The 24,955-nt window shown below is 35.9% G+C and carries 29 protein-coding genes; 10 read left to right on the top strand and 19 right to left on the bottom strand.

The features are described 5' to 3' along the window. Positions 1–27: 27 nt before the first annotated feature. The 8 genes from HH_RS05225 to HH_RS05190 form a co-directional block, all read right to left on the bottom strand. Positions 28–720, bottom strand: coding sequence for a hypothetical protein (locus HH_RS05225; protein ID WP_011115905.1), 693 nt, complete (start codon positions 718–720; stop codon positions 28–30). A gap of 235 nt (positions 721–955) precedes the next feature. Beyond that, complete coding sequence (locus HH_RS05220) at positions 956–2,122, bottom strand: SLAC1 anion channel family protein (RefSeq protein ID WP_011115904.1); 1,167 nt, start codon at positions 2,120–2,122, stop codon at positions 956–958. Positions 2,123–2,240: 118 nt separating this feature from the next. Further along, entirely contained in the window at positions 2,241–3,107 is an 867-nt protein-coding gene (locus HH_RS05215) for an aminoglycoside 6-adenylyltransferase (RefSeq protein WP_050720608.1), read from the bottom strand. Between the two features lie 109 nt (positions 3,108–3,216). Continuing rightward, positions 3,217–3,627: an EVE domain-containing protein gene (locus HH_RS05210; RefSeq protein WP_011115902.1), complete on the bottom strand. Its 411-nt coding sequence runs from the start codon at positions 3,625–3,627 to the stop codon at positions 3,217–3,219. 18 nt (positions 3,628–3,645) lie between these two features. Next, positions 3,646–5,409, bottom strand: a complete 1,764-nt coding sequence (locus HH_RS05205) for a DUF262 domain-containing protein (protein WP_011115901.1) — start codon at positions 5,407–5,409, stop codon at positions 3,646–3,648. Between the two features lie 106 nt (positions 5,410–5,515). Continuing rightward, positions 5,516–6,073: a GyrI-like domain-containing protein gene (locus HH_RS05200; RefSeq protein WP_011115900.1), complete on the bottom strand. Its 558-nt coding sequence runs from the start codon at positions 6,071–6,073 to the stop codon at positions 5,516–5,518. Positions 6,074–6,191: 118 nt separating this feature from the next. Next, positions 6,192–6,584 carry a DoxX family protein gene (locus tag HH_RS05195; protein ID WP_011115899.1) on the bottom strand — a complete coding sequence of 131 codons (393 nt, stop codon included), beginning with the start codon at positions 6,582–6,584 and terminating at the stop codon, positions 6,192–6,194. Positions 6,585–6,728: 144 nt separating this feature from the next. Next, positions 6,729–7,349, bottom strand: coding sequence for an SDR family oxidoreductase (locus HH_RS05190; RefSeq protein ID WP_011115897.1), 621 nt, complete (start codon positions 7,347–7,349; stop codon positions 6,729–6,731). A gap of 204 nt (positions 7,350–7,553) precedes the next feature. Here HH_RS05190 and rrpB point away from each other — a divergent pair, with 204 nt between their 5' ends. Further along, positions 7,554–7,886: a MarR family transcription factor RrpB gene (rrpB, locus tag HH_RS05185; protein ID WP_034342469.1), complete on the top strand. Its 333-nt coding sequence runs from the start codon at positions 7,554–7,556 to the stop codon at positions 7,884–7,886. A gap of 4 nt (positions 7,887–7,890) precedes the next feature. Further along, positions 7,891–8,013: a hypothetical protein gene (locus HH_RS09810; RefSeq protein WP_011115895.1), complete on the top strand. Its 123-nt coding sequence runs from the start codon at positions 7,891–7,893 to the stop codon at positions 8,011–8,013. On the opposite strand, the gene HH_RS05180 is transcribed toward HH_RS09810, so the two are convergent. Continuing rightward, on the bottom strand, positions 8,010–8,528 hold the full coding sequence (locus HH_RS05180) for a ClbS/DfsB family four-helix bundle protein (RefSeq protein ID WP_011115894.1): 519 nt from the start codon (positions 8,526–8,528) through the stop codon (positions 8,010–8,012). The two genes, HH_RS09810 and HH_RS05180, sit on opposite strands and share 4 nt — an antisense overlap. 298 nt (positions 8,529–8,826) lie before the next feature. Between HH_RS05180 and HH_RS05175 the strand changes: the two genes are divergently transcribed. Both HH_RS05175 and HH_RS05170 read left to right on the top strand, forming a co-directional pair. Next, positions 8,827–9,501, top strand: coding sequence for a type II restriction endonuclease NlaIII (locus HH_RS05175; protein ID WP_011115891.1), 675 nt, complete (start codon positions 8,827–8,829; stop codon positions 9,499–9,501). Between the two features lie 3 nt (positions 9,502–9,504). Continuing rightward, the gene (locus HH_RS05170) at positions 9,505–10,518 is read left to right on the top strand and encodes a DNA adenine methylase (protein WP_011115890.1); all 1,014 of its coding nucleotides are present in this window, start codon (positions 9,505–9,507) and stop codon (positions 10,516–10,518) included. Between the two features lie 15 nt (positions 10,519–10,533). On the opposite strand, the gene HH_RS05165 is transcribed toward HH_RS05170, so the two are convergent. Continuing rightward, positions 10,534–11,646 (bottom strand): vWA domain-containing protein, encoded by a 1,113-nt coding sequence (locus tag HH_RS05165; RefSeq protein WP_011115889.1) that lies wholly within the window; start codon positions 11,644–11,646, stop codon positions 10,534–10,536. Between the two features lie 121 nt (positions 11,647–11,767). Here HH_RS05165 and HH_RS05160 point away from each other — a divergent pair, with 121 nt between their 5' ends. Further along, complete coding sequence (locus tag HH_RS05160; protein ID WP_011115888.1) at positions 11,768–12,631, top strand: arginase family protein; 864 nt, start codon at positions 11,768–11,770, stop codon at positions 12,629–12,631. A gap of 141 nt (positions 12,632–12,772) precedes the next feature. Next, positions 12,773–12,922: a hypothetical protein gene (locus tag HH_RS09535; protein WP_158295431.1), complete on the top strand. Its 150-nt coding sequence runs from the start codon at positions 12,773–12,775 to the stop codon at positions 12,920–12,922. A gap of 55 nt (positions 12,923–12,977) precedes the next feature. Here HH_RS09535 and HH_RS05155 read toward each other — a convergent pair whose 3' ends face one another. Next, positions 12,978–13,643 (bottom strand): CatB-related O-acetyltransferase, encoded by a 666-nt coding sequence (locus tag HH_RS05155; RefSeq protein WP_011115886.1) that lies wholly within the window; start codon positions 13,641–13,643, stop codon positions 12,978–12,980. Between the two features lie 38 nt (positions 13,644–13,681). Then, positions 13,682–14,947 (bottom strand): hypothetical protein, encoded by a 1,266-nt coding sequence (locus HH_RS05150; RefSeq protein ID WP_011115885.1) that lies wholly within the window; start codon positions 14,945–14,947, stop codon positions 13,682–13,684. A gap of 217 nt (positions 14,948–15,164) precedes the next feature. Between HH_RS05150 and HH_RS05145 the strand changes: the two genes are divergently transcribed. From HH_RS05145 to HH_RS05135, 3 genes are read left to right on the top strand one after another with little or no spacing between them, the layout of a single operon-like run. Continuing rightward, positions 15,165–15,923 carry a DNA alkylation repair protein gene (locus HH_RS05145; RefSeq protein ID WP_011115884.1) on the top strand — a complete coding sequence of 253 codons (759 nt, stop codon included), beginning with the start codon at positions 15,165–15,167 and terminating at the stop codon, positions 15,921–15,923. Further along, the gene (locus tag HH_RS05140; RefSeq protein ID WP_011115883.1) at positions 15,924–16,337 is read left to right on the top strand and encodes a VOC family protein; all 414 of its coding nucleotides are present in this window, start codon (positions 15,924–15,926) and stop codon (positions 16,335–16,337) included. It begins immediately after the preceding gene. Beyond that, on the top strand, positions 16,334–16,918 hold the full coding sequence (locus HH_RS05135; protein WP_011115882.1) for a TetR/AcrR family transcriptional regulator: 585 nt from the start codon (positions 16,334–16,336) through the stop codon (positions 16,916–16,918). Before HH_RS05140 ends, HH_RS05135 begins: the two co-directional genes overlap by 4 nt. Before the next feature lie 32 nt (positions 16,919–16,950). On the opposite strand, the gene HH_RS05130 is transcribed toward HH_RS05135, so the two are convergent. The 7 genes from HH_RS05130 to HH_RS05100 form a co-directional block, all read right to left on the bottom strand. Beyond that, complete coding sequence (locus HH_RS05130) at positions 16,951–17,313, bottom strand: hypothetical protein (protein WP_011115881.1); 363 nt, start codon at positions 17,311–17,313, stop codon at positions 16,951–16,953. Between the two features lie 35 nt (positions 17,314–17,348). Continuing rightward, positions 17,349–18,743 carry a DNA double-strand break repair nuclease NurA gene (locus HH_RS05125; RefSeq protein WP_011115880.1) on the bottom strand — a complete coding sequence of 465 codons (1,395 nt, stop codon included), beginning with the start codon at positions 18,741–18,743 and terminating at the stop codon, positions 17,349–17,351. A gap of 1 nt (position 18,744) precedes the next feature. Then, entirely contained in the window at positions 18,745–20,643 is a 1,899-nt protein-coding gene (locus tag HH_RS05120) for an ATP-binding protein (protein ID WP_011115879.1), read from the bottom strand. A gap of 4 nt (positions 20,644–20,647) precedes the next feature. Then, positions 20,648–21,883: a DNA methyltransferase gene (locus HH_RS05115; RefSeq protein WP_011115878.1), complete on the bottom strand. Its 1,236-nt coding sequence runs from the start codon at positions 21,881–21,883 to the stop codon at positions 20,648–20,650. Between the two features lie 119 nt (positions 21,884–22,002). Beyond that, positions 22,003–22,515, bottom strand: a complete 513-nt coding sequence (locus HH_RS05110; protein WP_011115877.1) for a methylated-DNA--[protein]-cysteine S-methyltransferase — start codon at positions 22,513–22,515, stop codon at positions 22,003–22,005. Between the two features lie 46 nt (positions 22,516–22,561). Beyond that, positions 22,562–23,026 carry a hypothetical protein gene (locus tag HH_RS05105; RefSeq protein ID WP_011115876.1) on the bottom strand — a complete coding sequence of 155 codons (465 nt, stop codon included), beginning with the start codon at positions 23,024–23,026 and terminating at the stop codon, positions 22,562–22,564. An 85-nt stretch (positions 23,027–23,111) separates the two neighbouring features. After that, positions 23,112–23,690 (bottom strand): hypothetical protein, encoded by a 579-nt coding sequence (locus HH_RS05100; RefSeq protein ID WP_011115875.1) that lies wholly within the window; start codon positions 23,688–23,690, stop codon positions 23,112–23,114. Positions 23,691–23,863: 173 nt separating this feature from the next. On the opposite strand from HH_RS05100, the gene HH_RS05095 reads away from it, so the two are divergent. Beyond that, positions 23,864–24,937, top strand: a complete 1,074-nt coding sequence (locus HH_RS05095; protein WP_011115874.1) for an aldo/keto reductase — start codon at positions 23,864–23,866, stop codon at positions 24,935–24,937. Positions 24,938–24,955: the final 18 nt, after the last annotated feature.

Here is a 24,955-nt window from a genome sequence, read left to right as displayed (position 1 = left end):
TGCCAAAGTTGGTTTTATTTTATCTCTTTACCACTCCTTTATATGTAAATGTTTAATTTTCTCACGCAAATCATATTGATTTGCTTTGCCTTGTTTCTCTAAGGCTTCTTGTGTTTTTTCTCTTAGGATTTCAAGGAGCTTTTTCATATCTTGCTCATCATTATCAACTATCACATAAACTTTAGATTCTTTGTTTGAAAGATTATGAAAGTAGTGGCGATATTGTGTATTTATATCATTTATTCTTATCGTCCAATTGCTCGTATAGATAGCACCACCTATCTTCTGCACATAAAACCCAAATTCCCCATATTTATAGAATCTATGCTGATACCATAGCTTTAAAAAACCACTAGAGCGTATATACATTCCCTCATTAGTAAGAAAAATCGCATTTCTTTGACGAAACAAGAGCCCATTAAAGCTCCATAAAACCAATAAAAAAGGTGCAGGAAAGCAAATACTATATAACCCCAAAACAAGCCAATTTTCTAAGCTCAAATATGTAGGATAACTAAAGATTAGAATCATCGTATCATAGATTGCACTATAATTATAAAAATCTAAAATCAATCCAAGTGAGACAAATAAAACTATTATTGTCGCTACTCTATCTACTATCCGCTCAAAACGATTAAACCACCCCTTTGGAAAACTATACTTAAACTCATAAATGATTTCATCTTTGTGTGGTTGTGGTGATTTATTCCAAGCCGACATTTGCACCCCTTGTTTCCTCTGCGATTATCAATCCTTATGCTGTGATTATAACAAAATCTTTTATGATAAATTTTAGTCCCAACCCCCCCCCCCTTTTTTTTTGACAAAATGTAAGTATTTATAATGCCAAAATTGATTTTATATTAGATTGCAAGGAGCAACAATGCAAAGCACAATTTCTCACTCTCAGCAGAATTTTCTGAAAACTTCAATGATAAATTCTAAGCTTTAAAGTTTAGGCAAGATTTTTTAACTCACCTTTGATAATTCCTCTCAATGTGCGTACAAGTAGCCATATAAAAGTAAGTGTTACAGCAATTAAGAGCATACTAGAGAGTGCAGAAAAGAATATTGCTCCACCACTTAGAGCAGAGGATTTTGAAGCGATAGATTCTGCAATATTAAAGCTTGCAATACACATTGCAGCCAAAGGGAAACTAATCGCCCACCACGAGATTCTAAATGGGCAACATTTGCCGATTTGAAAGACTTGAGGCAATAGAGCAAAAAGCAAAAATAATCCAATGGAAAGCAGCGCGTAGTCTAAGTTATTTGTACTATTAAGGAGACTAATAAGAGCTTGTACATAGCTTGAATTATCTATGCTACTAAGAATAGGAATTCGAATGAATACTGCATAGGCACTTACTCCTGCACCAAATGGAGCTAGAAGTATCACAAGGGTGGGCATTAGCTTTTCAGGGAGTTTTTCAAAAAACACGATGCGTGCAAAAATAAGCACACATAGCACGATACTCCAAAAGAATCCAACACCCACACAAAATCCAGCAATGATAAAGCTAAAATCCTGCACCCATACTTTATCCACAAACAAAGGCAAGGCTAAGGGCAAGTCTAGCAAACCTACGACAGGGATAATCCACGCAGGGGTAATATGGGAAAGCTCAAGCTTGTTGCAAATCCAAAATTGCACGATATGCACACTAAAGATAAACATTAAAATTGCTCCTACAATCCATACCGCAAGGCTTAAGGATTCAGGAAGTCCAAGTCTATGGAGTGCAAAGGGCAAAAGCAGTAAAGAGATAAAAAATGTGCCAAAAAATGGACGCGTCAGAGGCGAGACAAACTCAAGCTTGACACTCTCAAAGCTGCTTAGAATCTTCAAAGCATAGGCACTTACTAGCCCTATAAACGCAATGAGGGCAAGGAGTGCAAAAGAGACAGAAAGAGCAAAGCTAAAATTAGCAAGGAGAGTTGAAGGCAAGAAGTTTGTGTTATGGGTTGGGGCAAGGAAATTTTCTGTATTTATGGTGAGGTTTTGGATTAAGCGCATCATTTTATCCCACGCCACGCTGATTGCACTAAGCCCCATACACGCACCAAAAAAGCTTATGGGCAGATAGCTAAAATAACCTTTTGTTTTATATTCTTGTGTCATTTTGGATTCCTTATATGGCATATTATTTTGTATTATATTTTAATTGAGATTTATTTAACTTTTTCTTTATTTTATCGTGCGTATCAAAATCTTTTTCAAACTCATCTTTTGGTTTGATTTATACTATTTTATGTTTTAGAATCCTCACATATTGCTTTGCTACTTTTGCATAAGGCAGAGTGTGCAAATCTTTAAAATGCACTTTTATAAGCTCCCGCGCATTTTTGGCAAAGAATTTCTCCATTATTTTAAGCGTTTTTTGCGCTTGTTTTAAATCCCCTAGTTTATAGCACTTATAGAGAGTTTTGCGCTCTTTAGGCTCTAAAAAATGGGGTAAAAACTTATATTCCTTGCCTAGAGAAAAAGCAAAATTATTTTGTCTTAATGCCACACGCCAAGAAAGCAAAATCAAAAGCCCCTCTCTCATCATCGCTAAATGTGCGTTTGCAAGGAGCAATTCGCCTCTTAAAATGTCCTTGTGTGTGCAAACATAGAGCCAATACAATTCATTGCAGCAGTCCAAAAAGCTCTGTTTGGTTAGAGGCTTGATAAAAAATGCACTATCACTTGGCTCATTGATAGGCATAAATTGATTATCCTTATCAAGCAAAACGCGCATTAGCCGCTCATTGTCCTTATACCATTCTATGTCTGCAAGGGGAATAAGGCTCAAATCTATGCGCACTCCATCATCAAAAAGCACTAAAAAGCTAAACCAACCCTCCCTTAAATCAGGCGGGTAAAGTTCCATAGATTCGGGCTTTTGGAGCATTAAAATATTGCCAAAGATTTTAAGCCATTCCTCATTGTTTTTAAAGGATTCTAAGTTTTTAGCGTTTAAGAAAAAAGAAATATCATAATCGCAAAATTTATCTTGCTTGATGTTGGGATTTGCCCTTGAACCCTCTAATGTAACCGCGCGGATAGAATCTGTGCGTTTGGCAAAATCTAAAATAAGGGCGAAAATTTCTTTTTGCGTGCGCATTAATTCCCTCGCCACCTTTTTAGTGTTGGGAAAATTTTAGTGCAGTGCGCATTGAATTGCTCCTTTGAAGTGATAGGCATACCGCAGTTTTGGCAGATTGTATTTTGCATTAAGAATCCTGTGTCATATACTCTGCGAGGAAGTTAAAAAACTCTTTGGAGACTTCAAAATGCCCAAAACGCAGTTTGCTTGCGTAGGCTTTCCATTCTGGGTGTGTCTTTGCCACGTTTAAAGGGCATTCTCGCTTAATTTCACTCCATAGCACATTGCGCCTAAAAGGGAAAAATCCCTTAAACATCTCCACTTGATACACATTTTCATCTGCGATTTCACCTAGTGCAGTGAAGGCTTGATAAGGCTCTTTAGATTCCATAGTAAGCTTAGGGCTATAATAGATGATTTTATCATTTTGCTTCATTCTTTTAAGCGGTGCGGCTTTGCCGTGGCAGAGTTGGCAAAATCCCCCTGCTTGTCCTATTTGAATATGATTTTTTGATGCTATGCCGATGAAGTAGCGCATTGGGTGTCCTTATTTTAATTATTTAGTGAAAATATCAACATTCCAAATTTTGAAAAATTCTTGTGTTAATCTCTGTGTCCTATCCCTTATGGTATCTTCGTTCCATATTGTTTTATCGCATAGCTCTCTAGTAATAAGCAAATCCGCACAGCTTTTAATGCTATTTTTACGACTTCCATCGCCGTTAAGTTTGATTTTCCAAGAAGCATTTTTTATTGCACTATTAAGAGAGCTTTTTAAAAGCGTCATATTGCCTATTTGATAGATTAAATCTTCCGCGTGAGTCTCATCTTTTGCAATATTTTTCCAATTTTCTTCCCACGATTGCGGCATAAGATGTTCCAATGTCCATTTATAAGAAAGCTCTATACTATCTTGTGTCTTTTTATTTGTATGGCGTCTATAAAGTTCTATCCAAAAAAGGATTAATGCAGCTTTTTTATTTGCAAGATAGCAATCTTTAGATATTAAACAATCCTCAATTTCATATCTCTTTGGAATATCTTTTTCTTCTAAATTATTTTTTAAAAATTCTAGAGGGTTGGTTTTGTTAAGCTTTTTTGTCATATTTGCAAAGAGTTTATTATAATCTTTTGTGCTTTTAAGACATAGCCAACGCGTAAGGATAAAAACTTCTAATAAGTTTAAGCAGCTTTTCATAGTATCGAAATCGTTTTTAAGGTTAAATTTTAAAGCTAAAATTAAAGGCATTATTGTATTTGTATCTGTAACTTTTAAAATATGAAATAAGCGTTGCTCATCATTTTCAAAGCATAATGGAGTATCTTTGGTAATGTATGGAAAATTTTGATAAATTAAAGCATATTCTTTGATTTTCTTTAAAAAAGATTCTAGTTGTTGTGCACTAAAATCTCTTGTTTTTTGTTTATAAATATCACTTAAGTTTTCTAAAGTGTCTTTCTCAACATCAAAGAAACCCCCGATAATCGCAAAAGCGTGTAAAAAAATCTCACTTTGCACCCTTTTAAGTCTTCCTGTGGCAATTTCTTCTTCCCAAAATTCTTTATTTTCTTTTGCTTCAAATAAATCTTCCCAATACTCCTTATAAAGCTTTTCATAGTCTGCGTTTAATGCCATAGCTTTTGCAAAAAGCGCATTTTTAATAATATCTGTTGCGGTGAGTTTTAAACCTGCGGTGTTAATAGAGTCAAAGATTTTTTGTTCGTCTTCATTTGTGTCTAAATTAATGGTAACCCATAATTTAGAGTTGAGAATAAAATCTAAAAATTCTTTATAATTTTTTTCTATTTCCTCTATTCGTTTTGTAAAATATTCATAGCATCGGATCAATCTATTTTTGATTTTATCCTTATCTTTGCCTTCTTTACATCTTTCAATATCTTGCAAGGATACAAAATCTTTAGCCTGTAGAATTTGATTAAAAGAAGTTTTATCAACCTTAGAATGTTGAATTTTTGGATTCTTTTCTTTGGTCGGCTTTTTGAATAGATATTTAACATTGTCTTGCTTATCATCTTCATCTAGCTTATCATATAAAGATTTTACGAGAATGGAGAAAGTTGTTAGTCTTTGTTGTCCGTCAATTAGGCTTCTTTTTGTTCCCTCTCCTGCGTTGGTAGGAAGTTGTTTTAAAACTATTGAGCCTAAAAAATGTTCTCTGTTATTTGTATAACTATCTTGTAGGTCTTCAAAAAGTTGTTTCCACTGGTCTTCTTCCCATACATACGCTCTTTGAAAAAATGGAATTTCAATCAAAGATTCTTGCTCCATAAAACCAAAATTATTTTCTGTTGCTTTCATTCCCTCTCCTTTTTTCTATTAATTTCCAAATCTAATATTATAACCAAAAGGCTAATTTACCGCAAGTTTCAGCCTTTCTCCCCTTGCGCTTTCTCTTTGTGTTTTCTCACCCCTCACGCACAGGAATGCGTAAAATTGTTTTAAATTTATGCACGGGAGTTTTGTGTGGATTACTCAAATAGATTTCGTGGTGCGCTCTTGTGAGATTATCTTTGCCGATGTCATTTTGCAAGCCATTACGAGTGATAAATTCCTCTATTTTTGCGAGACTTTGTGGCTCCTCATCATACGAGCCGATATGTAGTATCTGCACGCAAAGCCCCTCTTCAAAGCGCAATAATCGCGCTTTGGAGCAGTCTATGCCCTTTTTGCTCTGCACCTCTTCACACGCCCATTCAAAGAGTTCTTGCGTGATAAAATCAGGCTGGGCAATCATCGCTTGCCATTTGAAATTTGCCTTATTGCTCAAGTTCTCATTACCCCACCACAAGCTTTCTAGCGGAGGCACGACATATTCTACATAGTCTTTCAAAGCCTTTGTGGTTTTGCTCATTTTGAGCGTGTAGGAGAGGGTAAAGAGAGTTTTTAAAGCTGCTTGATATGCACCATTTGGCTCATTTGGATTCCCTGCTCCTTGCACACTTATAAAAGAAAGCGTTGGCACAAAAAGCTTTAAGGGTGTAGGTTTGGGCGCGTAGCAGTCTTTATAAACCTTTTTGAAGTCAAATTTTGCACTTGCAGGATTTTTGGTGGCATTATGGAATCCTTTTGTTTTCTATTTTTCATTTCTTAAACTTCACGCCATATCTACCTCCACCCATAAATATCAAGGCAATACAAGGGAGCATATAGAGCAAATGTAGCTCAATTACCCACGCGCCGTGATTATCAAGGGTAAAAATCTCAAATCCTGTTGCAACATAAATCGCCACAAGCATTGTAAAAGCCTCTAAGGCAGCAGCTATACGCACTTGATAGCCTACAATTATCATCAATGGCGCAAGCACCTCGCCGATATACGCGCCATAGGCAAAAAGTGTGGGTAATCCGTGAGATTCCATAAAACCCTCTATACCGCTTACGCCATTTGTGATTTTATTGACTCCGTGAAAGAGCATAAGCCCACCTACGCATAAGCGCACAATTAATTTGCCCAAATCATCATTATATAACATTACAAATCCTTTTTATTGATTGAAAACCCCGCATTCTATCAAAAAAAAAAAAAACAAATTGCAAGGCAATGGATAGAATATTGTAATGAAGAATAGGCACAAAATCTTTTTGCATAAAATCTGTGCCATTATATCATTTAGAACCTATAATTCAATGAGGCTTATTCTTTGGCACATTTTAATTTCTCCACTAGAAAGCAGTTTGATAAGTGCAGTCGCATAAGTGCTATAAGACACTCTACTTTCACCTTTTGTATTGACTTTAAATTCCTCGCCTATTAACTCATAATTTTGCGATTTACCTTCATAAAAAAGTGCTGCAGGGCTGATATAGAGCCAATTGAGATTGCTTTTACGCACAAACTCAAGCACCTCTGCAGTTGCTTCTGCCACTCCCATATATTCCTTAGGAAACTCTGGCGTATCCATTAGTCTAAGAGTATGCGTTGTATTCATATACAGACTTCCTGCACCTCCTACTACGATGAGCTTTGCCTCATTGCCTTGCAAAATGGAGTTTAAATACTCAATATGTTTTAAATGTAAAGACAAATCTTGCCACTCTCCAAAAGCATCAATAATCACATCAAATCCTTGCAAATCAGTGCTTGTAAGTGAAAACATATCTTTCACAACAAGATGAACCCTCTCATCAAAATGCGCTTTGCTCCTCACAAATGCACTCACTTCAAATCCTGCATTGATTGCCTCTTGCACGATTGCACTGCCCGCCCTACCTTTTGCTGCTAAAACTGCGATTTTCATTTTGTCTCCTTTGAATCTTAAATGTTGAAATATGAAATTTCAGCTTTGCAATTTTATAGAACTTAGTATATAAAATCAAGTAAGCACTTTTTTAATATATAATATCTATTTTGATACTATTGTATAAATTTGGGATTTATTTGTGCTATAATTTTTGAAAACTTTAGAATCTTGCGTATAAATTATAGAGAAAAGAGGTGCAAAATGAATGCGTATATTTCAGAATGTCCGATTGAGACGACTTTAAACCTCATTGGCAATAAATGGAAAATCATCATTATCCGCGATTTGCTAAGTGGCACAAAGCGATTTGGTGAGCTTAAAAAGTCTGTGGGTGCGACAAAAAATCAGAGCATTTCTCAAAAGGTTTTAACTCAAAACTTGCGCGAATTAGAGGAAGCAAAGTTGCTCAAAAGAAAAGTGTATGCAGAAGTGCCTCCACGAGTGGAATACAGCCTCACTCCACTTGGGCAGAGTTTGGAGTGTGTCTTAAGAGCTTTAGAATCTTGGGGGGAAGGCTATAAGAGGGAGCATTAGGGAAATGCGTCTGTATTCAAAACGCAGTTTGCTTACGCATTGTTGCCACTCATCGTGTGGTTTGCTACGCTTAATGGATACTCTCGCTCATACACTTGATGAGGATTTGCGGTTTAAGCATTCTTAAACCTTTTTCAAGCTCCTCACACGCTTTTTTATACATTTACTTGCCCAATCATAATGGCTTGAAGTCGCACTCACACAATAGCTCCCAAGACTTGTGTTGCCGCACCACTTGTAGTGCTTTTTGACAAAAAGTTCCTTTTGTGGGAGAGTCTCTATCAGCTCCATACATTCTATGTGGCTTTTTCCTAACATTGCCTTTGCGTTCTCTAATGGCGTGCTTTGGTGCTTTTGCCAAATCTCCCTATTCATCGCGGGATAGGTTTTGAAACTATAAGGCGCAGGGAGAAAAGGCACAAAATCACTCGTCCTCTCAAGGTTTGTGCGCACAAAGCGAAGCAAAAGTATCTGCCATTCATACAAATGCACAAGCACATCGCGCAAAGCCTTATCTCGCTCGTTATATTCAAAGGGTGTGCTTTGTTGTTCAAGCGGGATTTGCTCTATCAACGCAAGCAGAGATTCATAATTTTTCTGACTTAAGGCAAGCAAATCGCTTTTGTTGGTAGGGCGTGGCATAGGTGTCCTTTGAACAAATCTCAAGGCATTATAAGATTCTAAGACTTAATTTTCAAGCGTGCAATGCTCTATCACATCAAAGTGGATTTTGGGGTATATTTGTAGTTTAATCAGTTCCTTTGACTTTGGCATTGCTAGATTTTTTATCGCTTTGGTTAAAAGGTTGTGTTTTCAAAGTGAAATCTAACTCTAACTTGTCATTGCAATTTGTGATTTTTGGATAAATCACAAAGGTTTTTAAATCATTTAATCGTAATCTGTTGTGCTATAATTTTTGAATGATTTTAAGGATATGCAAGTGAGAAAATCAAAAATAGAAATTTTTTTAGAACTAGCCAAGCCTGATAAAAATGGCATTTCAAGGTGGGTAAGTGTGAGTGAGTTTATAGGGGAGTATAAAGCACTCGCGCTTGGCAATGGTGGGAGTTGGTGTCGTGCAAGTAGCACTTTGGCAAAAAAATATATTTTAGAATTTGATAAAAGCAAGAGTGCGGGGAATGCCATTGATGCAATAAGGCTAAAGGGATTTAATACGCAAAAAACTTTCAATCAAGCCATAAGAAAAGATATTAAAGATTTTTATAAAAATCAAAATTGTGTGATGTTAGGAATTTGTGGCAAAAGCGAAAATACCAAAATAGAAATTGACCACAAAGACGGACGCAAAAATGATTTGAGAATATCCAATCAGCAAACGCAAAAATTAGAGGATTTCCAACCTTTATGCAAAGCAGCAAATGATGTAAAAAGGCAAATTTGTAAAGTTTGCAGAGAAACGAACAAGCGGTGGAGTGCTAAAAATATCAAAGGCAATCCTTACGCATTTTATCAAGGTGATGAGAATTATACGCAGGAACTAGGCTGTGTAGGTTGCTATCAATATGACCCTGTCGCATATCGCAAAGAGAGTGCAAGAAAAATTGCAAAAGAAGCTGCAGATTTTATCACTCAAAAACTCTATAAAAAAGAATAATATATGAACTACATTGGCTCCAAATTTAAACTCTCTCACTTTTTGCAAACGAGCATAGAATCTACACTGCAAAAAGCCCACAAAAAGCCCCTTAAAGATTCTATCTTTTGCGATATGTTTGCTGGAACTGCGGCAGTGGGGAGGCTTTTTAAAACACAAGTCAAGCAAATTATTAGCAATGATAGGGAGTATTATAGCTTTGTCTTGGCGCAAAATTATATCGGCAATCATCAGAAATTAACACGCGTTAATGAGCTGCTACACATTCTTAATGACACAACTCAAACGCCACCACAAAAGGGTAAAATCTACACTCATTATGCGCTTGGCTCTGGGAGTGGGAGGCAGTATTTTAGCGATGAAAATGCACAAAAAATTGATGCTGTGCGCTCTAAGATTGCGCAATGGAAAAAAGAAAGGTTAATTGAGGACAAAGAATATTATTTTCTCCTTGCTTCCCTTTTAGAATCTGCCGACAAGGTTGCAAACACTGCTTCAGTGTATGGAGCGTTTTTAAAGCACCTTAAAAAAAGTGCGCTCAAAGGTTTTATTCTAAATCCTGCGGAGTTTGAATGCAATGAAAATGAACATTTGGTATTTAATGAGGACGCAAATACACTTATTACTAAGATAAAGGGCGATATTCTTTACCTTGACCCGCCTTATAATGCACGAGAGTATGGCGCGAATTATCATCTTTTAAACACAATTGCCTTATATGATGACTTTATCCCAAAGGGCAAGACAGGATTAAGAGAATATGCAAAATCGCCTTGGTGCAGAAAAGCAAAAGTCGCAGACGAACTAGAAAACCTCATCAAAAATGCGCATTTTGAGTGGATTTTTCTAAGCTATAATGATGAGGGATTGCTTAGTTTAGAGCAAATTCAAGCTATTTTTGAAAAATATGGCAAATATTCTTTTGCCACACAGAAACACCAGCGCTTCAAAGCAGATTCTAAACGAATCCAAAAGCAAGATTGCACTTTAGAATATTTGCATATTTTGAGGAAGTAAAGAGTGCTTTAGATACTATTTCTTAGGAGGGTTAGGATCATCAGGGTCATAGATTTTATGTGTTTTGCTTGGAACAATCACATTTATTTCTCTAGGATCTACATCTTTGCCGTTATTGCTTAGCCTTAAAAGCAACTTTTTAAACTCATACGCACTGCTTGGCTCATAAAAACTTCCTTCTGTGGCAAGGGTAAGCTCTTTTAAAGAATCAAGGTTTTTATTTAAAGCTAAAGTATGGATTGTAACCCAATTTTTCTTGGAGCCACCGCTATTTTTCACAATATTGCGATTAAGATTCTTCGTAAGATAGAGCATTTTTTCCGCACTTCCTCTATCATTTGGGTTGCCATCAGTGATGAGAAAAATTTCTTTCTTCAACCCATTATCTTTTGTAAAATGGCTCATCGCTTTAATGAGCGCATAATTGATGAGTTTTGTTTGCGAATTTACAACTTTTAGATTTTTTGCACTTTCCACAAATTCGCTAGAGCTAAACACATCATCAAAATCCTTAACATCATAATTACTAAAGCTCACAAGCGTGATTTTGGCATAGCTACCTCTGCTTTCTTCTTGAAGTATATGTTTGGCAATAAGGGGCGCGATTTCCTTAAACGCAAAGACATAATCTTTCATTGAATTTGCGACATTGATTACAATAGCAATTTCTTTGGCAGGTTTTGCGCGAAGTTTGAGATTATAATCCTCTTTTTCTTTGTCATAATTGTTTAAGATAAGCTGCTGTTTATCGCAAATGCTCATAACCTCTAAATCAGCCCCATTTAGTGTGTAGAGAAATTCTTTATCCGCACTAGTATAAGTGCTATTTCCACTTGAGATACCACCCGATAGAATCCTTCCCGCAAATCGGAGATAGCGGATTTTAGCTGGGATTTTTTGCATATCAATTTTATCTTTATCTTTTACCCACAGCACACTTGGGTCAAAGTGCGAAATCATCGCCATTTCATCGCATTTTGCTCCATAAATAAGGCGAGAGAGCATAGTATCAATGAGCTTTTCATCTACTTCTGGAATCTTTGTTGAAGGATTTGCACCTAATACACTAGAGGTAAAAACGAAGCACAGCAAAGCTTTAGCTAAGAGTGATTTCATCAAATATCGCATTTGAAATCCTTTTACACTTATTTTGTAATTGTTTTCAAGGATTCTATCAAGCTTTTGCTTAAAGGGTCTCTATTTTATCAAAGGAATGTTATAATTGATTACCACAGCAAAAGGAAAGAATATGAAAACAAATACTTCAAAAACCATTCGGCTTATCTATCCGCAATGGCAGGGTGGAGACATCGCGCATTGGTTTAAAGGGCTGCCTAAAGAGGAGATTTCCAAAGGCTATTTTTTAGGTGCAAAACTCCTTGAACTTCTTACACATAACACCTCTCATCAAACCCTTGAAGTGCCTGTTTCACAAGAGTTTAAAAGAGAGGTAAAAGACGGGGTGCTAGATAAAAGCGATATTTTAAAGCAAACCAAAGCCGCAATGAAACTCATCACAGAATCTAAACCCGATAAGATTCTCACACTTGGGGGTGAATGCTCTGTGTCTGTCGCGCCTTTTAGCTATCTTGCAAGTAAGTATGGCGATGATGTCGCAATGCTATGGATTGACGCACACCCTGATATTGGGCTGCCAAATGATGAGTATAAGGCTTATCACGCAATGGCGGTTACGCATTTGCTAGGGCTTGGCGATAAAGAGATTCTTAAAGTCCTCCCCGCAAAAATACCAGCTCAAAATACCCTGCTTGTGGGATTGCATAGTGAGGAGGCAAAATTTTATGCCAAGCGTCAAAAGGAGCTAGGGCTAAAAGCCCTTAAAGCAAAGAAAGTAAGCAGCAAAAAGGTCTTGCAATGGTTACAAGGCACTAAAGCCTCTAAGGTTGTAATACACCTTGATTTAGATGTGCTAGATTTTAGCGAGATTTATGTCGCTGTGGGCAATAGTGGCAAACTCAAAATGAAGGAAGTCGCACACATTATTGAATCTGTGAGCGCACACTATGAAATCGTGGGCTTAAGTATCGCCGAGCTAATGCCAAAGGAACTCATTAAGCTACAAAATATGCTCCAAAAACTGCCTTTGATGTGATAATGTTTAACCCTACTTTATAACCTTAGAATCCGCTTTTGCTTAAAGGGAATAAAATTGTATTTTATTATTCGGTAAGGGTTTTAAGTAGTGAAGGCACTATTTAAATTATCCACAAATGCACACCACTTGTAGTGCTTTTTGACAAAAAGTTCTTTTTTTTTGGGGGGGGGGGGTTCTATCAGTTCTATATATTCTATGTGGCTTTTTTCTAACATTGCTTTTGCGGCTGTAAATCTAATGATTCCTGTGCTTCTTGGCTTTGGCGCGGTGATTGTGGCTGAATTTTAAGCTTTTTAGTTGTTCTTTACTATCTAACAACACAGCGCGCCAAATAGGGCTATGGTTAAAATTCATCATTGCTTTGTTGGTTGCTTATCCTCTTCTTTATCTCCTCTTTTACCCTTTGTAAGTCGCTGCAAGTTAGCAGCGGGATTAGACTTTGAATCTCTGCTATGCTTTTCTCCCACCATTGAAACGCAAGTAAAAGCGCAATAAGCTCCTCATCAAAACGCTTTTTGATTTCTTTTGCAGGATTCCCCACCACAATGCTATAAGGTGCGACATTGCTTCCCACAACAGCATTTGCGCCGATAATCGCGCCATCACCGATATGCACACCGGGCAAAATCGTGGCATTTTGCCCAATCCATACATCATTGCCAATCATCGTATCGCCCTTAAGAGGCAGATTTTCGGGCGTTGGAGGTGGCGCATTCCAACCCTCAAAAATATTAAAGGGAAAAGTGCTGACTGCATTCATTTGATGATTTGCGCCGTTCATCACAAACTCCACACCCGCAGCGATTTGACAGAATTTGCCGATAATGAGTTTGTCTCCATTAAATGCGTAATGGTGGCTGATATGCCGCTCAAAATCGCTATCACTAATGTATGTAAAGTCGCCCACGATGACATTTGGATTCTTTATGATGGGTTTGACATAGCAGACATAATCCACGCCCTTAATTGGAAAGGGATTGTTTGGATTGGGAAAGATTCTATGTTTCATATTTGTCTCCTTGTGTCAAATCTTATAAGGCAGATTTATTAGTAAAAGTCTGTTATATGAGGTGTTATTTCAATCTGTGATTTATGGATATAGCCAATTTTTGCATCTTTAATCTTTTGCACATTGGGTGGGAAATACAATACTTTTACCCATTCTTGTCCAAGCTTTTGGCTATCTTGAAAATCTAGTTTTTGTTTATAGCCAATTTGTCTTTGCCACTCGCTTATTTTATTTAGACTCCAAAGCATATTTGAGAGATTGATAAGTTTAATGTTTTCTTTATCTTTTATAAAAATTTGCGCTAGAATTTTCCCATTTGGCTTATTGCGCAGATTCACATAGTTATCCGAAGTATTAAGGGTTACTTTATAATACTCGTTATCTGCATAATCTTTCTTTTGGCTTGGATTTTCTGAAATCTTTTTAAGAATCTTAATATTCTTAATCTGTATCGAATTTCCGGTAGCACAAGAAAATTTCCACGGCATTACGCTTTCAAGTTCTAGCTCTACTTCAAAGTTCACACTCCCACCAAGTCCCTCTTTATACCACTCTGGCAAAAGAGGTGCAAAAAGATTATAATAAGTTTGGTTATATGTTAAATCAACTTCTCCAAATGCAAAAACAAGATTCTTATTATGTGGTTCAAAGGCAATATAAGGAGAAGAGCCATCATCACAAGACCCTAGTCTTGCAGGTTGCAAGTGGAAATCTTGTATAGCTTTTAGCACTCCTCGCAAGACAAGAGGCTTTTTAGGGACAAACCTACACTCTCCGCTTTCTGCAGTAACATAGTGACAAATTTTTTTTCTCTTACCATTATCATCTATTTCTGTTGCTATTTTAAAATGCTTTTTCATAAAAAGGAAGTTTTCATACGCCTCTTTTTGTGAAGGGCTATTTTTGTTTATTGGAAACCAAAATACAATCTCATCGTAAAGATAATATTCTTTTTTATATTCAAAATTTTCATATCCCATATTCGAGCCCATTCCATATTCTGCAAATAAATGTCCAAACTCTTTTGCCATAAATTTAGTGAAGAAATAAGCTGCATTAGTAACAAATCCCGGTGTTACGCAATCCTCAAAAGGTGACATTTCACACAGCATTAATGCTTCTAATTTTTGATAATCCTCAAAACTCAAATCGCGTTGCTTTGCACGAGATTCCAAGCCTTTTAATAAAGCTTTTGCTTGCGTATAATCCTTATTGTTTAATAATTCTACATTTAACCCTAGTTTGTCAAAATCAAGGCCAAAAGTAAAAGTTACCAAACAAATAAAACAAAGAATCTTTTTCATTTTTTCTCCTTTTTGCGTATATCTAAAGCGGCATTGTATCAAAAGAATCAAGGGATTATTAGGTTTTGTTTGAAGATTCTTTTACTCTTCTCTCTTTAAAAAGTTTGAAATAGCCTCTTTTGCCCAATCTTTATTCTTATTTTTGTTGATTTTATCTCTTCATATTGACATACAGAATGTATGTATGTTATAGTATTATAAAATTTAGGGGGAAAAGGTGAAACACAAAGACCATTATAATGATGCCTACATCGTGGAGTTATCCCAAAAGATTCTAAGTGTAATGCCACAATTTGAAGCGCAAAAGTTTTGCGCAATGTTGCAGGGTAATTTAGAGGATAAGGAACTCTTTGCAAGATTAGATTGTATCGTTGATGCAATGGTTAAGACAATGGGGAGCGATTATACTCAAAACATTCAAAGCTTTTTTCATCTACTTGGCGAGGAGCTAGAAAAAGCGGAGGGAATGTTTAGCTTTGGCTATTGGTTGTTTCCTATTTCACGCTATGTGGAACGCTATGGCAATACAAATTGGCAAGTTTCTCTAAGTTTTATCAAAGAGCTTACCAAGCGATTTACAGGTGAATACGCTATCCGCCCGATTCTAAGAAAGCACCCAAAGGAAGTAATGGACGAACTCATTTTATGGAGCAAGGATAGTAATGTGCATATTCGCAGGCTTGCAAGTGAGGGTGTGAGAATCCACCTGCCTTGGTCGCCAAAGCTCCTTGTTGTGCTTGATGAATTTGAAAAGTATGCGATGATTTTGACAAACTTAAAAGATGATTCACAAAAATTTGTGCAAAAAAGCGTGGGGAATAATCTCAATGATTTGTATAAAGAAGCACCGCAAAAAGCGCAAACTCTCATCGCACAATGGCGACAAAGCGGGGTGAGTAAGGCTTGTGAGTGGATTATCAAACACGGAGAGAGAAATCAAAATAAAAATCAACAAAAAAGAAAGAGAGGAAAATAAATGGCACAGAGTATTTATCCCGTCCTAATGACAGACAAACTTCAAGAAAGTAGCCTATTTTACAAAACTTATTTGGGCTTTGCGCAAAACTTTTCTAGTGATTGGTATATTAACTTATCTCACCCTGATGGTGGCGAGTTAGCCTTGATTGATGTAACTCACGAAAGCATACCCGCACTCTATCGCGCAAATGCGAATGGAATCCTCATTAATCTTGAGGTAGCAAATGCCACACAAATGTATGATTTTATCAAAAGCAAAGATGAACGCATTATCGTAGCGCATTTGGCAGATGAGGTTTGGGGGTGGCGACATTTTATCATAAAAGACCCAAATAATGTGTTGATTGATATTATTGAAGTTTTGCCGCCAAGTGCGGAGTTTTTAAACAATGATTCTAGCGGTGTATTATGACAAATAAAGAAGCTACGCACAAAACTACCTCCGCCTTGCTAAGCGTTGCAAGAGCGCATTTTGCGGAATATGGTTACTTTGATGTCGCACTAGAAAAAATCGTAGAAGAAGCAAATGTAACGCGCGGGGCGGTATATCATCATTTCAAAAACAAGCAAGGGCTTTTTGTCGCTGTGCTAGAGAGTGTGCAAGAAGAGGTTGCCGCGCAGATAGAAAAACAGGCTTTGAAAAGTGATGAGGCGTGGGAGCAGCTGATATTAGGCTGTGTGGGGTTTATCAAAGCAGCAAATGCAAAGGAAAATAGGCAGATATTATTAGTTGATGCACCTGCTGTGCTTGGTTGGGAAGTGTGGAGAAGCGTTGATGCGAAGCATTCAATGAGTGTGTTGCAAGCGCATATTGAGGAGCTAAAGGCGCAAGGCTATTTGCGTGAAGAAGTAGATACGCAGTTGATGACATTTGCGCTCTCTGGTGCGCTCAATGAGCTAGCATTGCAATTTTGTGCGAATTTCAAAAAGAAGCAAGAAAAGAAACTTCTAGCCACTCTTACACAATTTGTGAGCGGGTTTAGGAAAGCTTGATTTGTAGAGCGGGAGTTGGTTGCCCTTTGCTCTTAAGCCTTATTTTTCTTTGGCTTTTTGGGCTTTGGCATAGGCAGAGTGGGAGCAAGGGTAAGCACGACTTCTCTTAGAGTCGTATAAGAATCCACATCAAGGATATAAGATTCCTTTGCACCCGCGTAAGGAAATCCAAGCGGGGCGGATTCTAAAAGGGGCTTTAGAATTTCAAATTGCTTGACATAGAGCATCTCATCACAGAGCAAGAAAATAGGCTTAGGCACACTCTCGCCCCTATCAATCACATAAATGCAATATTCGCCAAACATCTTTTTAGCGCTAAAGTGATAAGGCGTATCCTCTAATGCGCTTTTAAGATTTTCTAACACAAAATCCTTAAAACTCTCACTTGTAGCCATATAAACTCCTTATTTAGAATGAATTATTGGGTAGCTTAGCATAATTTTTCTTGCGAAAAAATAGTTAATATCTTTTTACTTGGGATATTAGATAAAGAAACGAGCTTATTAACCATAGCAATAGGAATAAAAGATTTTTCATATAAATCACATTTAAGCCGAAACAATACTTCTAAAATATTTTTTAATGAGAGAAAATCCTCAATTTTTGGTTGTTTAATATAATCCTTGTATGTGATGCTTTCATCAAATGGAATCGCTACATCTAAAACAAAGGACAATTCTTTTTCTTTTCTTACAAACATCTTAATCCCAAAATAAGTATTTTCTCCAAAAACTGAAGTATTGTTGCCTGTAATGTATTTTTTCATATAATCTAAATTTGGCAAAAGAATGCTTCCTAGAGGGATTTTAGATTCTATATTTTTAAGATGTTCTACAAACATACCACTTTTATCCAAGCCTACAAGATTAATATAGCTTATATTTTCATTCAAAGATTTTGCATAAAGAAATTGTATAAACGGACGCACAATTTTAAAAGCAAAATCATCAAGACGACTAAATAAAGCCAAAGGACCATCTTTGATAAAGAGAATCTTTGGTAGCCATTGTATAGTGTTTTCTTCAAAAAGGAATCGAAACATTGAAAGCATTAAAATAATTTCAAAAGCACTCATAATGTAGGATTCTATAAGCGTTGCTCCATTGATTTCATCAATGAGAGTATGTAAGTCAAAACAATCTGTAATGTAAATGATATTTTCACATTCTGAACATTTTACAAAATTATTTTGCTCATCTAAATAATTGGGGGTTTGCTTTTGGAATGTCTGCATTTTCTTGCAGTGAGGACACGCAAATGTTATAGAACTTTTCCCTTTAGAATTTGAATCTAAATATTCTTTAAAAATGAGCCATTTAATTGTATGGATAAATGAACTCTTTTCATTTCCCTCGCTTAAATAATTTTTGAGGAAAACTTCTTCATAAAGTGTTTTTCTAAATGTAGAGATAAAATCCTCATTTTTTAAACGAATATTTTGTGTGGGTATCACAAAGCTAAATCGTTCAAGATTCTCTAATTTGCCTATATCGCTTGGGTTAATTGTTTGTTGCCTTTCAACTACTTCTAAATCTTTAACACTAAACATAAGAATACCTATATTATAGTAACAAAGTTTTTGTGAGGGAAAATTATCATTGATATTTACTTCTTGGTAGCCACCATCTATTGTGATGACGCGTTCAATGCAAGAGGAAAATTTGTTTTGTATGTTAGATATTGGTGAAGTGATAGCTTGAGAATCAACTTCCAAAGGTAGATTTTGTCCTATCTTTTCGCATTTTGCAAGATAATCTTTAACCTTTGGATTCTCAATAATATATTGATGATTGATTTTGGAGGCTTTTTCATTAAAATATGCCATTTTAATCCCTTACTTCAAATTTTTGAATCTGAACAGGCACAATAAAATTATTGGAATAAGTTTTTACTCTAGCAAACCCTACATCGCTATTGCGGATAATATTTTGAGAGAAATCAGCAAAATCATAATACTTTTCTAACGCTTTAATTTCATCTTTATTGTTAAGATGAGAAATAAACCAATTTTGCGTATTTTTTAAAATACTTGGAGCAATAGAGCTGACCTCTTGAGTAGAATAACTAATGCCAATTTTAAGCTTTGCTCCCTCTTTTGCCAAACGATTATAAATGTTTTTTAAATCTTTATCATCTTTTGGAAAAATATTATGTGCTTCTTCAAAATACATTTGGATAAATTCAGGCTCTTCATCATTAGTGAATTTTTCCATAGATTTTTTAAATATATACTCACAAAGCCTATCAATATATTTTTGCTGTGTTTCGGTTGAAGCGGTGGATAAATCTACTAAAATAATTTTTCCCTCACGCAATGCAGAATCTATATCTTTTTTATAGTCATTTTCACCTTTTAAGGAATGCAAATAATTAAATTTTGTTAAAAATCTATAACCCGAAACCTTAGTCCCTTGAAACACTTTTAATAAAGATTCCCAATCCTTGTCTTCAGCATATTTTTTATCAATATTGCCATTATTATTGTCTATCTTAATCTCATCAAAGTATTCGCAAGCCTTTTTTATATCTAACCCCTCTCTTGGTATAGAATTTAAAGTTGAGCTGCTAAAACCAGAAAACTTAAGTATTTGTTGTGGAGTTTCAAATTTAGCTCTATATAATATGCACTTATATAAGGCTTTTTTGCGCTCTTGATTGCGATATTCACTAGAGTTTTTATCACTAATATTTTCAAACATATTGATATTGGTAAAATGCGTTATATAGTCCGCTTTTTTATCAGATTGTGTAATTTCATCACACAGCAAGTTAAAGGATTCTTCCAAAGTTTCATCATTATAAAAATTATACTGCACTGCTCTAACATCTGGGTGTTGTTGGGATTTTTTAAGCGAAGTGCTAAAGCGAATGACTCTTTGTTTAAATCTATCATAGATTGAGCCTTCATCTTGTCTATTGCTAAAGGTGTATTCACCATTAACATCAAAAATAATTTGCCCTATTTTTCTCTCTTGTTTTGTATTAAGATTTTCAATAGCACTGATAATAATCTTGATTGTATTAGACTTACCTGTTCTTGTCATTCCAAAAAAGGCTGTGCGTCTTGCAACTATATCATTTGTCCTTAAGAAAACATCTGGAGCATAGTTTTTATCTTCATCATAAGATTGGCTAGAAGCATATCTTAGGATTCCTATCTTTTCTTGTGTTTCGTTATTGCTAGATTCTGTATTCTCATTTACAATGATTTGTAGCTGCTGTTTTTGAGGCTTATACACTCTATAATTATGCGCTCCTAAGAAATTTTCTATATCTGTTCCAAAGATTAATTTTTTATCTTTATCTAAAAAGAATGTCCCTAGAACCCTACAAGATAAGCCCGAAAATTGATAAAAATATTTTGTATAAATATCTGGGTCTGTGTTTGCTCTATTTTCTTTTTTTGAAATATAAGAATCTGTCATACTTTGGATAATCTCTTTCTTTTGTGGAATTTCACAAACGCCAATCACTCTAAGTAAAATAGCCTCTGTTTGATTTTGTCTTAATTCATTATTATAAATTGCAACCAATAAACAGCCGTGAGGCAAACCTTTGATAGCATTCTTATCAAAATCATTGACTAAGATTTTGGCTTCTTCGTAGTCCAAATCATACAAACTCCCAACAAAATTTTTATCTTTCTTAATTTCCTCAAAAAATTTTGTTTTTGCCTCTATCAACTCTCCTTGAGGTTTCTTTTGAAATTCATCTGTAATGCCCATTTGCCTACTCCTTTTGCAAAACTAAGATTCTATCAATTTTTGTTGCCTTGCCTTTTTTTGCACCCCAAATTCTTGTTACCTTTTTTTCTTTATCATTGGCAATGACATCTTCGGCAATGTGTTTAAGTCGTAATTTGCACCCACCATTATTTTGTATGTAATCCCAAGTGTCTTTTGCAAGGTTGCGCTTGTCAATATCTCCAATAACAACAAAAGCATAGGATTTTGGCTTCAAAATTTTTTCCCAACTTTTGAAGAGTTCTTGCATATATTTAGCATAATTTTCAAATGCCAAATTATCTTTTAAACCTTTAATTTTTTGCATATTATGATAAATACTTACGTTCTTATCTACTTCTTTTACTTCCTTATTGAGCAACCAAAGCCTAATCCAATTATATTTACCATAATTAATGTTTTTTAAGTATGGAGGGGAAGTAATAATGAGTTGGACACTATTTTCTCCATATTTTTTAATGATTTTTTTTGTGCTTTTGATTGCATCTTTATTAAAGCAATCACCTTTTTGATAAGAATCTAAACTTTGAAATTCTTTTGTTTGATTTTGAAATAAATGCTCAATGCGTTGTTGCAAAAGTTCAAAAACATTTTGTTTTATTTTTTTAAGATGATGTTTGGCAATGAAATTACGGATATAATTAGGCGACATACTAAAAGTATTAGGCATATCAATGCTACAATAAATTGAAGTCCCATCTTTTCTATGTTTGCCGTGCATAATGCCTGTTAAAACTGCAAGAATAAAATTATCAATCTTTCTATTTTTGTTTAAATTATTTTTTAGATATACAAGTTGTGGCAAGGTTTCGCTTTCTTCATAAAGCATTTTAATATCATCTGAAATGTTTTTAATTTGTTTATTTGTAATGCGTGTAGTTGTGAAATCTTGTTTTAGTTTTTCGAGTCTTTTTTGTATATTATGTTTTTTGGGTATATCAATTTTACTTTTTGTTAGACACACTGCAAGTGGATTTAAGTCATTTCCTATCCCTTTTCTTCCCATTCTGCAAGCTTCAAATGCTGTTGTTCCTCTTCCAGAAAATGGGTCAAACACCAAATCCCCCTTTTGGGAATATTTTTTGATAAAATGATAAGGAAGATTAGGCGGAAACATTGCTAAATATGCGGTTATTTGGTGTATTTTTGAAAAATCTCTACAAAAATATTGTTTATAGTCATTGGTATTTATTTCATCACTCAATATACTACTATTGCCCATAGCGTTTAGCCCTCATTTCTTGTAGTTGAGACAAAGACGAAAGTTTGGCAGCGATATTCCCCATTTCCTTTGCGCCTCCATAAAATGCCTATTATAGCATTAATTACCTAAATTGCGCGTTACTTGATAGCCTTTAGGGATTCCCTCTCAAGCCCTAATAGCCACTCTTTGCGTTTCAAACCTCCCGCATAACCCGTGAGGCTTTTATCACTCCCAATCACTCGGTGGCAAGGGATAAGTAGCGCGATAGGATTTGCTCCTACTGCACCGCCCACAGCTTGAGCGGACATTTTGGCTATGCCTCTTTGGCAAGCGAGAGTTTGTGCAATCTCCTTGTAAGTTATCGTGCGTCCATAGGGGATTGTGCGTAAGATTGTCCATACAGATTCTCTAAAGGGTGTGCTTTGCGTGTGAAGTGGAGCTAGAGGCGGAGTGAAATGTGGAATCTCTCCGCTGAAGTAAATCTCTAGCCATTGTTGCGTTTGGGCTAAAATCGGCGTTTGCTCCCGCACACAATCTTTTGGCAATGTAAAATACTTTTGCCCCTCAAACCATAAGCCAAGTAGTGTGCTTTTATCACTTGCAAGTGCGATTGTGCCAAGCGGTGAGTGGAATTGCTGCGTATAAATCATTAAAACTCCACATATAATCAAAGGTAATGATGAAACGATTTTGCTCCTAAGCTCCGTTATCCCCGTCTTCTATAATTTCTACTTTTTGTCCATTTTGTTGATATGTATTCTTAAAATCTGATTCATCAGAGCAGTCATTATACTCTATTTCCAAAGTATTTTGATTTGGACGCTTTATATCCATAAAACAAGTTTGACCATACTTGTTTTTTATTTCTACTCTTTTTGTAGTTTGGATATTTGGTAAATCTTGCAACAAAGCTTTTTGATAAAGGTGTGTTTGTGGTTCATTAGCCCTTTCTCTTCTTTGTGCGCTTTCTATCCAAAACCTTAAATCATTTCTAAACGCAGTGAGAATATCTGTGTTGTTTATCCAACACTTTGAAGCTTCGCAAGAATAATCATCACCACATATTTTCTTTCTATATCCTACTTCACATTGTATATCAAGCCTCTGTGCAGCATCTATAAAGCCAAAGCTAACAAAACATAATATCATTAACCTCTTCATTGCGCCCTCCTTAAATTTAAGAAAATTTTACCAAAATATATTTAATAGCTTGTGTTTTAAGGCTAGGATTGCACTTTGTATGAAACTAAGGAATCCACTCTACAATAGCATTTTGCGGACGAGATTTGTGCCATTGCATAAACTCTGTAAAGTCCGTAATGCCTTCTTGTAGCACGGCTTGATAGTATTCTATCCCCGCGATTTTAAGGTTATCTGGCGTTTCAAACTTAAGCTTTAGAATCTGCTCTTTTTGTGCTTCGCTCATTATTTGTAAAATACGCTCCGCCACTCTCTCAAAATACCCCGCATACTTGCTGCCTTGCACAATGTGAATCATATCTATTTGCCAAAGTTGCTCGTCTTGATAGAATGCGTGCCATTCCAAACACTTATCCTCTTCCTCCAAAAGATTGCGATACTCTATGTGGATAATTTTAGGATTGTTTGCGAGTTTTGCCATTGCGTCAAAGCTTCGGGTAACTTCAAGTGTGGGCGTGTAGATATGGAAATCAATATCAAGATGTTTGCACAACAAGCCCATTTTGAGTGAGCCAATGCAGTTAATCTCCGCACCAATGCTTTGCCAACACTCCAAAACTTTGGTTTGCTCTATCACTTCAAAGGCTTTTTGTTGGTTTTCTTTGGCGAGTTCTAAGAAATGCAAAGCTCACTCCTGTTATGCAATGAAATCACGCAAGATTCTATAATGCTTTTTTACACATTTTAGCAGATAGGTAAATCACATTATAACATATTTTGCAATTTCCCCTTGACAAACACTAGGTATCAGGCTTTATAATTTCAAAGTTGGTTTTATTTTACCTCTAAGGAGTAACAATGCAAGAGCACAAAGAGCTACTAGAGCGCAGGGAGTTTCTCAAAACCTCTGCAAAGTTTGGCGCAGCAGTAAGTCTAGCAAGTTTAAGTGGATTTGCTTTAAGTGCGTGTGATTCTAAAGAGGATTTGAAAACAGATTCCACACAGAATCTACAAAGCACAGAAAAAGCGGGAAAATCCCAAATACAAAATCATTTACAAGGAGACACAATGGAATTTATCACTTTAAACAATGGCGTAAAAATGCCAATTCTAGGCTATGGAGTATATCAAATTGACCCAAAAGAAACGCAAAGATGCGTAGAGGACGCAATTTCTGTGGGATATAGAAGCATTGATACCGCACAAGCGTATTTCAACGAAGCAGAAGTAGGTGCAGCAATAAAGACAGCTCTACAAGGTGGGCTAAAGCGCGAGGAACTTTTCATCACGACAAAGCTTTGGATTGACAATTACCCTGAAGAAAAAGCACTCAAAGCGTGTGAGGAATCTTTACGCAAATTAGGTTTAGAATATGTGGATTTAATGCTACTTCATCAGCCTTATAATGACACTTATGGAGCGTGGAGAGCATTAAGCAGATTCTATAAAGAGGGCAGATTCAAAGCCATTGGTGTGAGTAACTTTTATCCTGATAGGATTATGGATTTTTACCTCAACAACGAGATTAAGCCGATGATTAATCAAATTGAGCTGCACCCTTTCTACCAAAAACAAGCCGAACAAAAAGTAAATACAGAGCTTGACATAGTTACACAATCGTGGGCGAGTTTCGCAGAGGGCAAGAATGGACTTTTTACCAATGAGATTCTTAGAAACATCGGGGAAAAATATAATAAAAGTGCCGCACAAGTGGTGTTGCGTTGGCTTATCCAAAGGCAAATCGTGGTGATTCCAAAAACAACGCGCAAAGAGCGAATGATTGAGAATTTCAATGTGTTTGACTTTAGCCTAAGTGGCGAGGATATGCAAAAGATTGCCACAATTGATACGGGCAAAACGCTTTTTTTAGACCATCACGACCCACAGAGCGCGAAATTCCTCTTTGATTATACCAAGATACATAAAGCATAAATTTTAGGAGAACAAAAT

It is taken from the genome of Helicobacter hepaticus ATCC 51449, assembly GCF_000007905.1.
Taxonomy (GTDB): domain Bacteria; phylum Campylobacterota; class Campylobacteria; order Campylobacterales; family Helicobacteraceae; genus Helicobacter_C; species Helicobacter_C hepaticus.
The sequence above is the reverse complement of the archived record's forward strand: the minus strand, read 5'-3'. Positions and strand labels throughout refer to the sequence as shown.

Coding starts and splice junctions, on each gene's coding strand:
- HH_RS05150 (WP_011115885.1), bottom strand. CDS start 14,947: ATGAAAAAGATTCTTTGTTTTATTTGTTTGGTAACTTTTACTTTTGGC.
- HH_RS05220 (WP_011115904.1), bottom strand. CDS start 2,122: ATGACACAAGAATATAAAACAAAAGGTTATTTTAGCTATCTGCCCATA.
- HH_RS05205 (WP_011115901.1), bottom strand. CDS start 5,409: ATGAAAGCAACAGAAAATAATTTTGGTTTTATGGAGCAAGAATCTTTG.
- rrpB (WP_034342469.1), top strand. CDS start 7,554: ATGAATGCGTATATTTCAGAATGTCCGATTGAGACGACTTTAAACCTC.
- HH_RS05225 (WP_011115905.1), bottom strand. CDS start 720: ATGTCGGCTTGGAATAAATCACCACAACCACACAAAGATGAAATCATT.
- HH_RS05215 (WP_050720608.1), bottom strand. CDS start 3,107: ATGCGCACGCAAAAAGAAATTTTCGCCCTTATTTTAGATTTTGCCAAA.
- HH_RS05125 (WP_011115880.1), bottom strand. CDS start 18,743: ATGGCATATTTTAATGAAAAAGCCTCCAAAATCAATCATCAATATATT.
- HH_RS05195 (WP_011115899.1), bottom strand. CDS start 6,584: ATGTTATATAATGATGATTTGGGCAAATTAATTGTGCGCTTATGCGTA.
- HH_RS05170 (WP_011115890.1), top strand. CDS start 9,505: ATGAACTACATTGGCTCCAAATTTAAACTCTCTCACTTTTTGCAAACG.
- HH_RS05120 (WP_011115879.1), bottom strand. CDS start 20,643: ATGGGCATTACAGATGAATTTCAAAAGAAACCTCAAGGAGAGTTGATA.
- HH_RS05160 (WP_011115888.1), top strand. CDS start 11,768: ATGAAAACAAATACTTCAAAAACCATTCGGCTTATCTATCCGCAATGG.
- HH_RS05165 (WP_011115889.1), bottom strand. CDS start 11,646: ATGCGATATTTGATGAAATCACTCTTAGCTAAAGCTTTGCTGTGCTTC.
- HH_RS05115 (WP_011115878.1), bottom strand. CDS start 21,883: ATGGGCAATAGTAGTATATTGAGTGATGAAATAAATACCAATGACTAT.
- HH_RS05095 (WP_011115874.1), top strand. CDS start 23,864: ATGCAAGAGCACAAAGAGCTACTAGAGCGCAGGGAGTTTCTCAAAACC.
- HH_RS05135 (WP_011115882.1), top strand. CDS start 16,334: ATGACAAATAAAGAAGCTACGCACAAAACTACCTCCGCCTTGCTAAGC.
- HH_RS05210 (WP_011115902.1), bottom strand. CDS start 3,627: ATGCGCTACTTCATCGGCATAGCATCAAAAAATCATATTCAAATAGGA.
- HH_RS05180 (WP_011115894.1), bottom strand. CDS start 8,528: ATGCCACGCCCTACCAACAAAAGCGATTTGCTTGCCTTAAGTCAGAAA.
- HH_RS05190 (WP_011115897.1), bottom strand. CDS start 7,349: ATGAAAATCGCAGTTTTAGCAGCAAAAGGTAGGGCGGGCAGTGCAATC.
- HH_RS05155 (WP_011115886.1), bottom strand. CDS start 13,643: ATGAAACATAGAATCTTTCCCAATCCAAACAATCCCTTTCCAATTAAG.
- HH_RS09810 (WP_011115895.1), top strand. CDS start 7,891: ATGCGTCTGTATTCAAAACGCAGTTTGCTTACGCATTGTTGCCACTCA.
- HH_RS05105 (WP_011115876.1), bottom strand. CDS start 23,026: ATGAAGAGGTTAATGATATTATGTTTTGTTAGCTTTGGCTTTATAGAT.
- HH_RS05110 (WP_011115877.1), bottom strand. CDS start 22,515: ATGATTTATACGCAGCAATTCCACTCACCGCTTGGCACAATCGCACTT.
- HH_RS05140 (WP_011115883.1), top strand. CDS start 15,924: ATGGCACAGAGTATTTATCCCGTCCTAATGACAGACAAACTTCAAGAA.
- HH_RS05130 (WP_011115881.1), bottom strand. CDS start 17,313: ATGGCTACAAGTGAGAGTTTTAAGGATTTTGTGTTAGAAAATCTTAAA.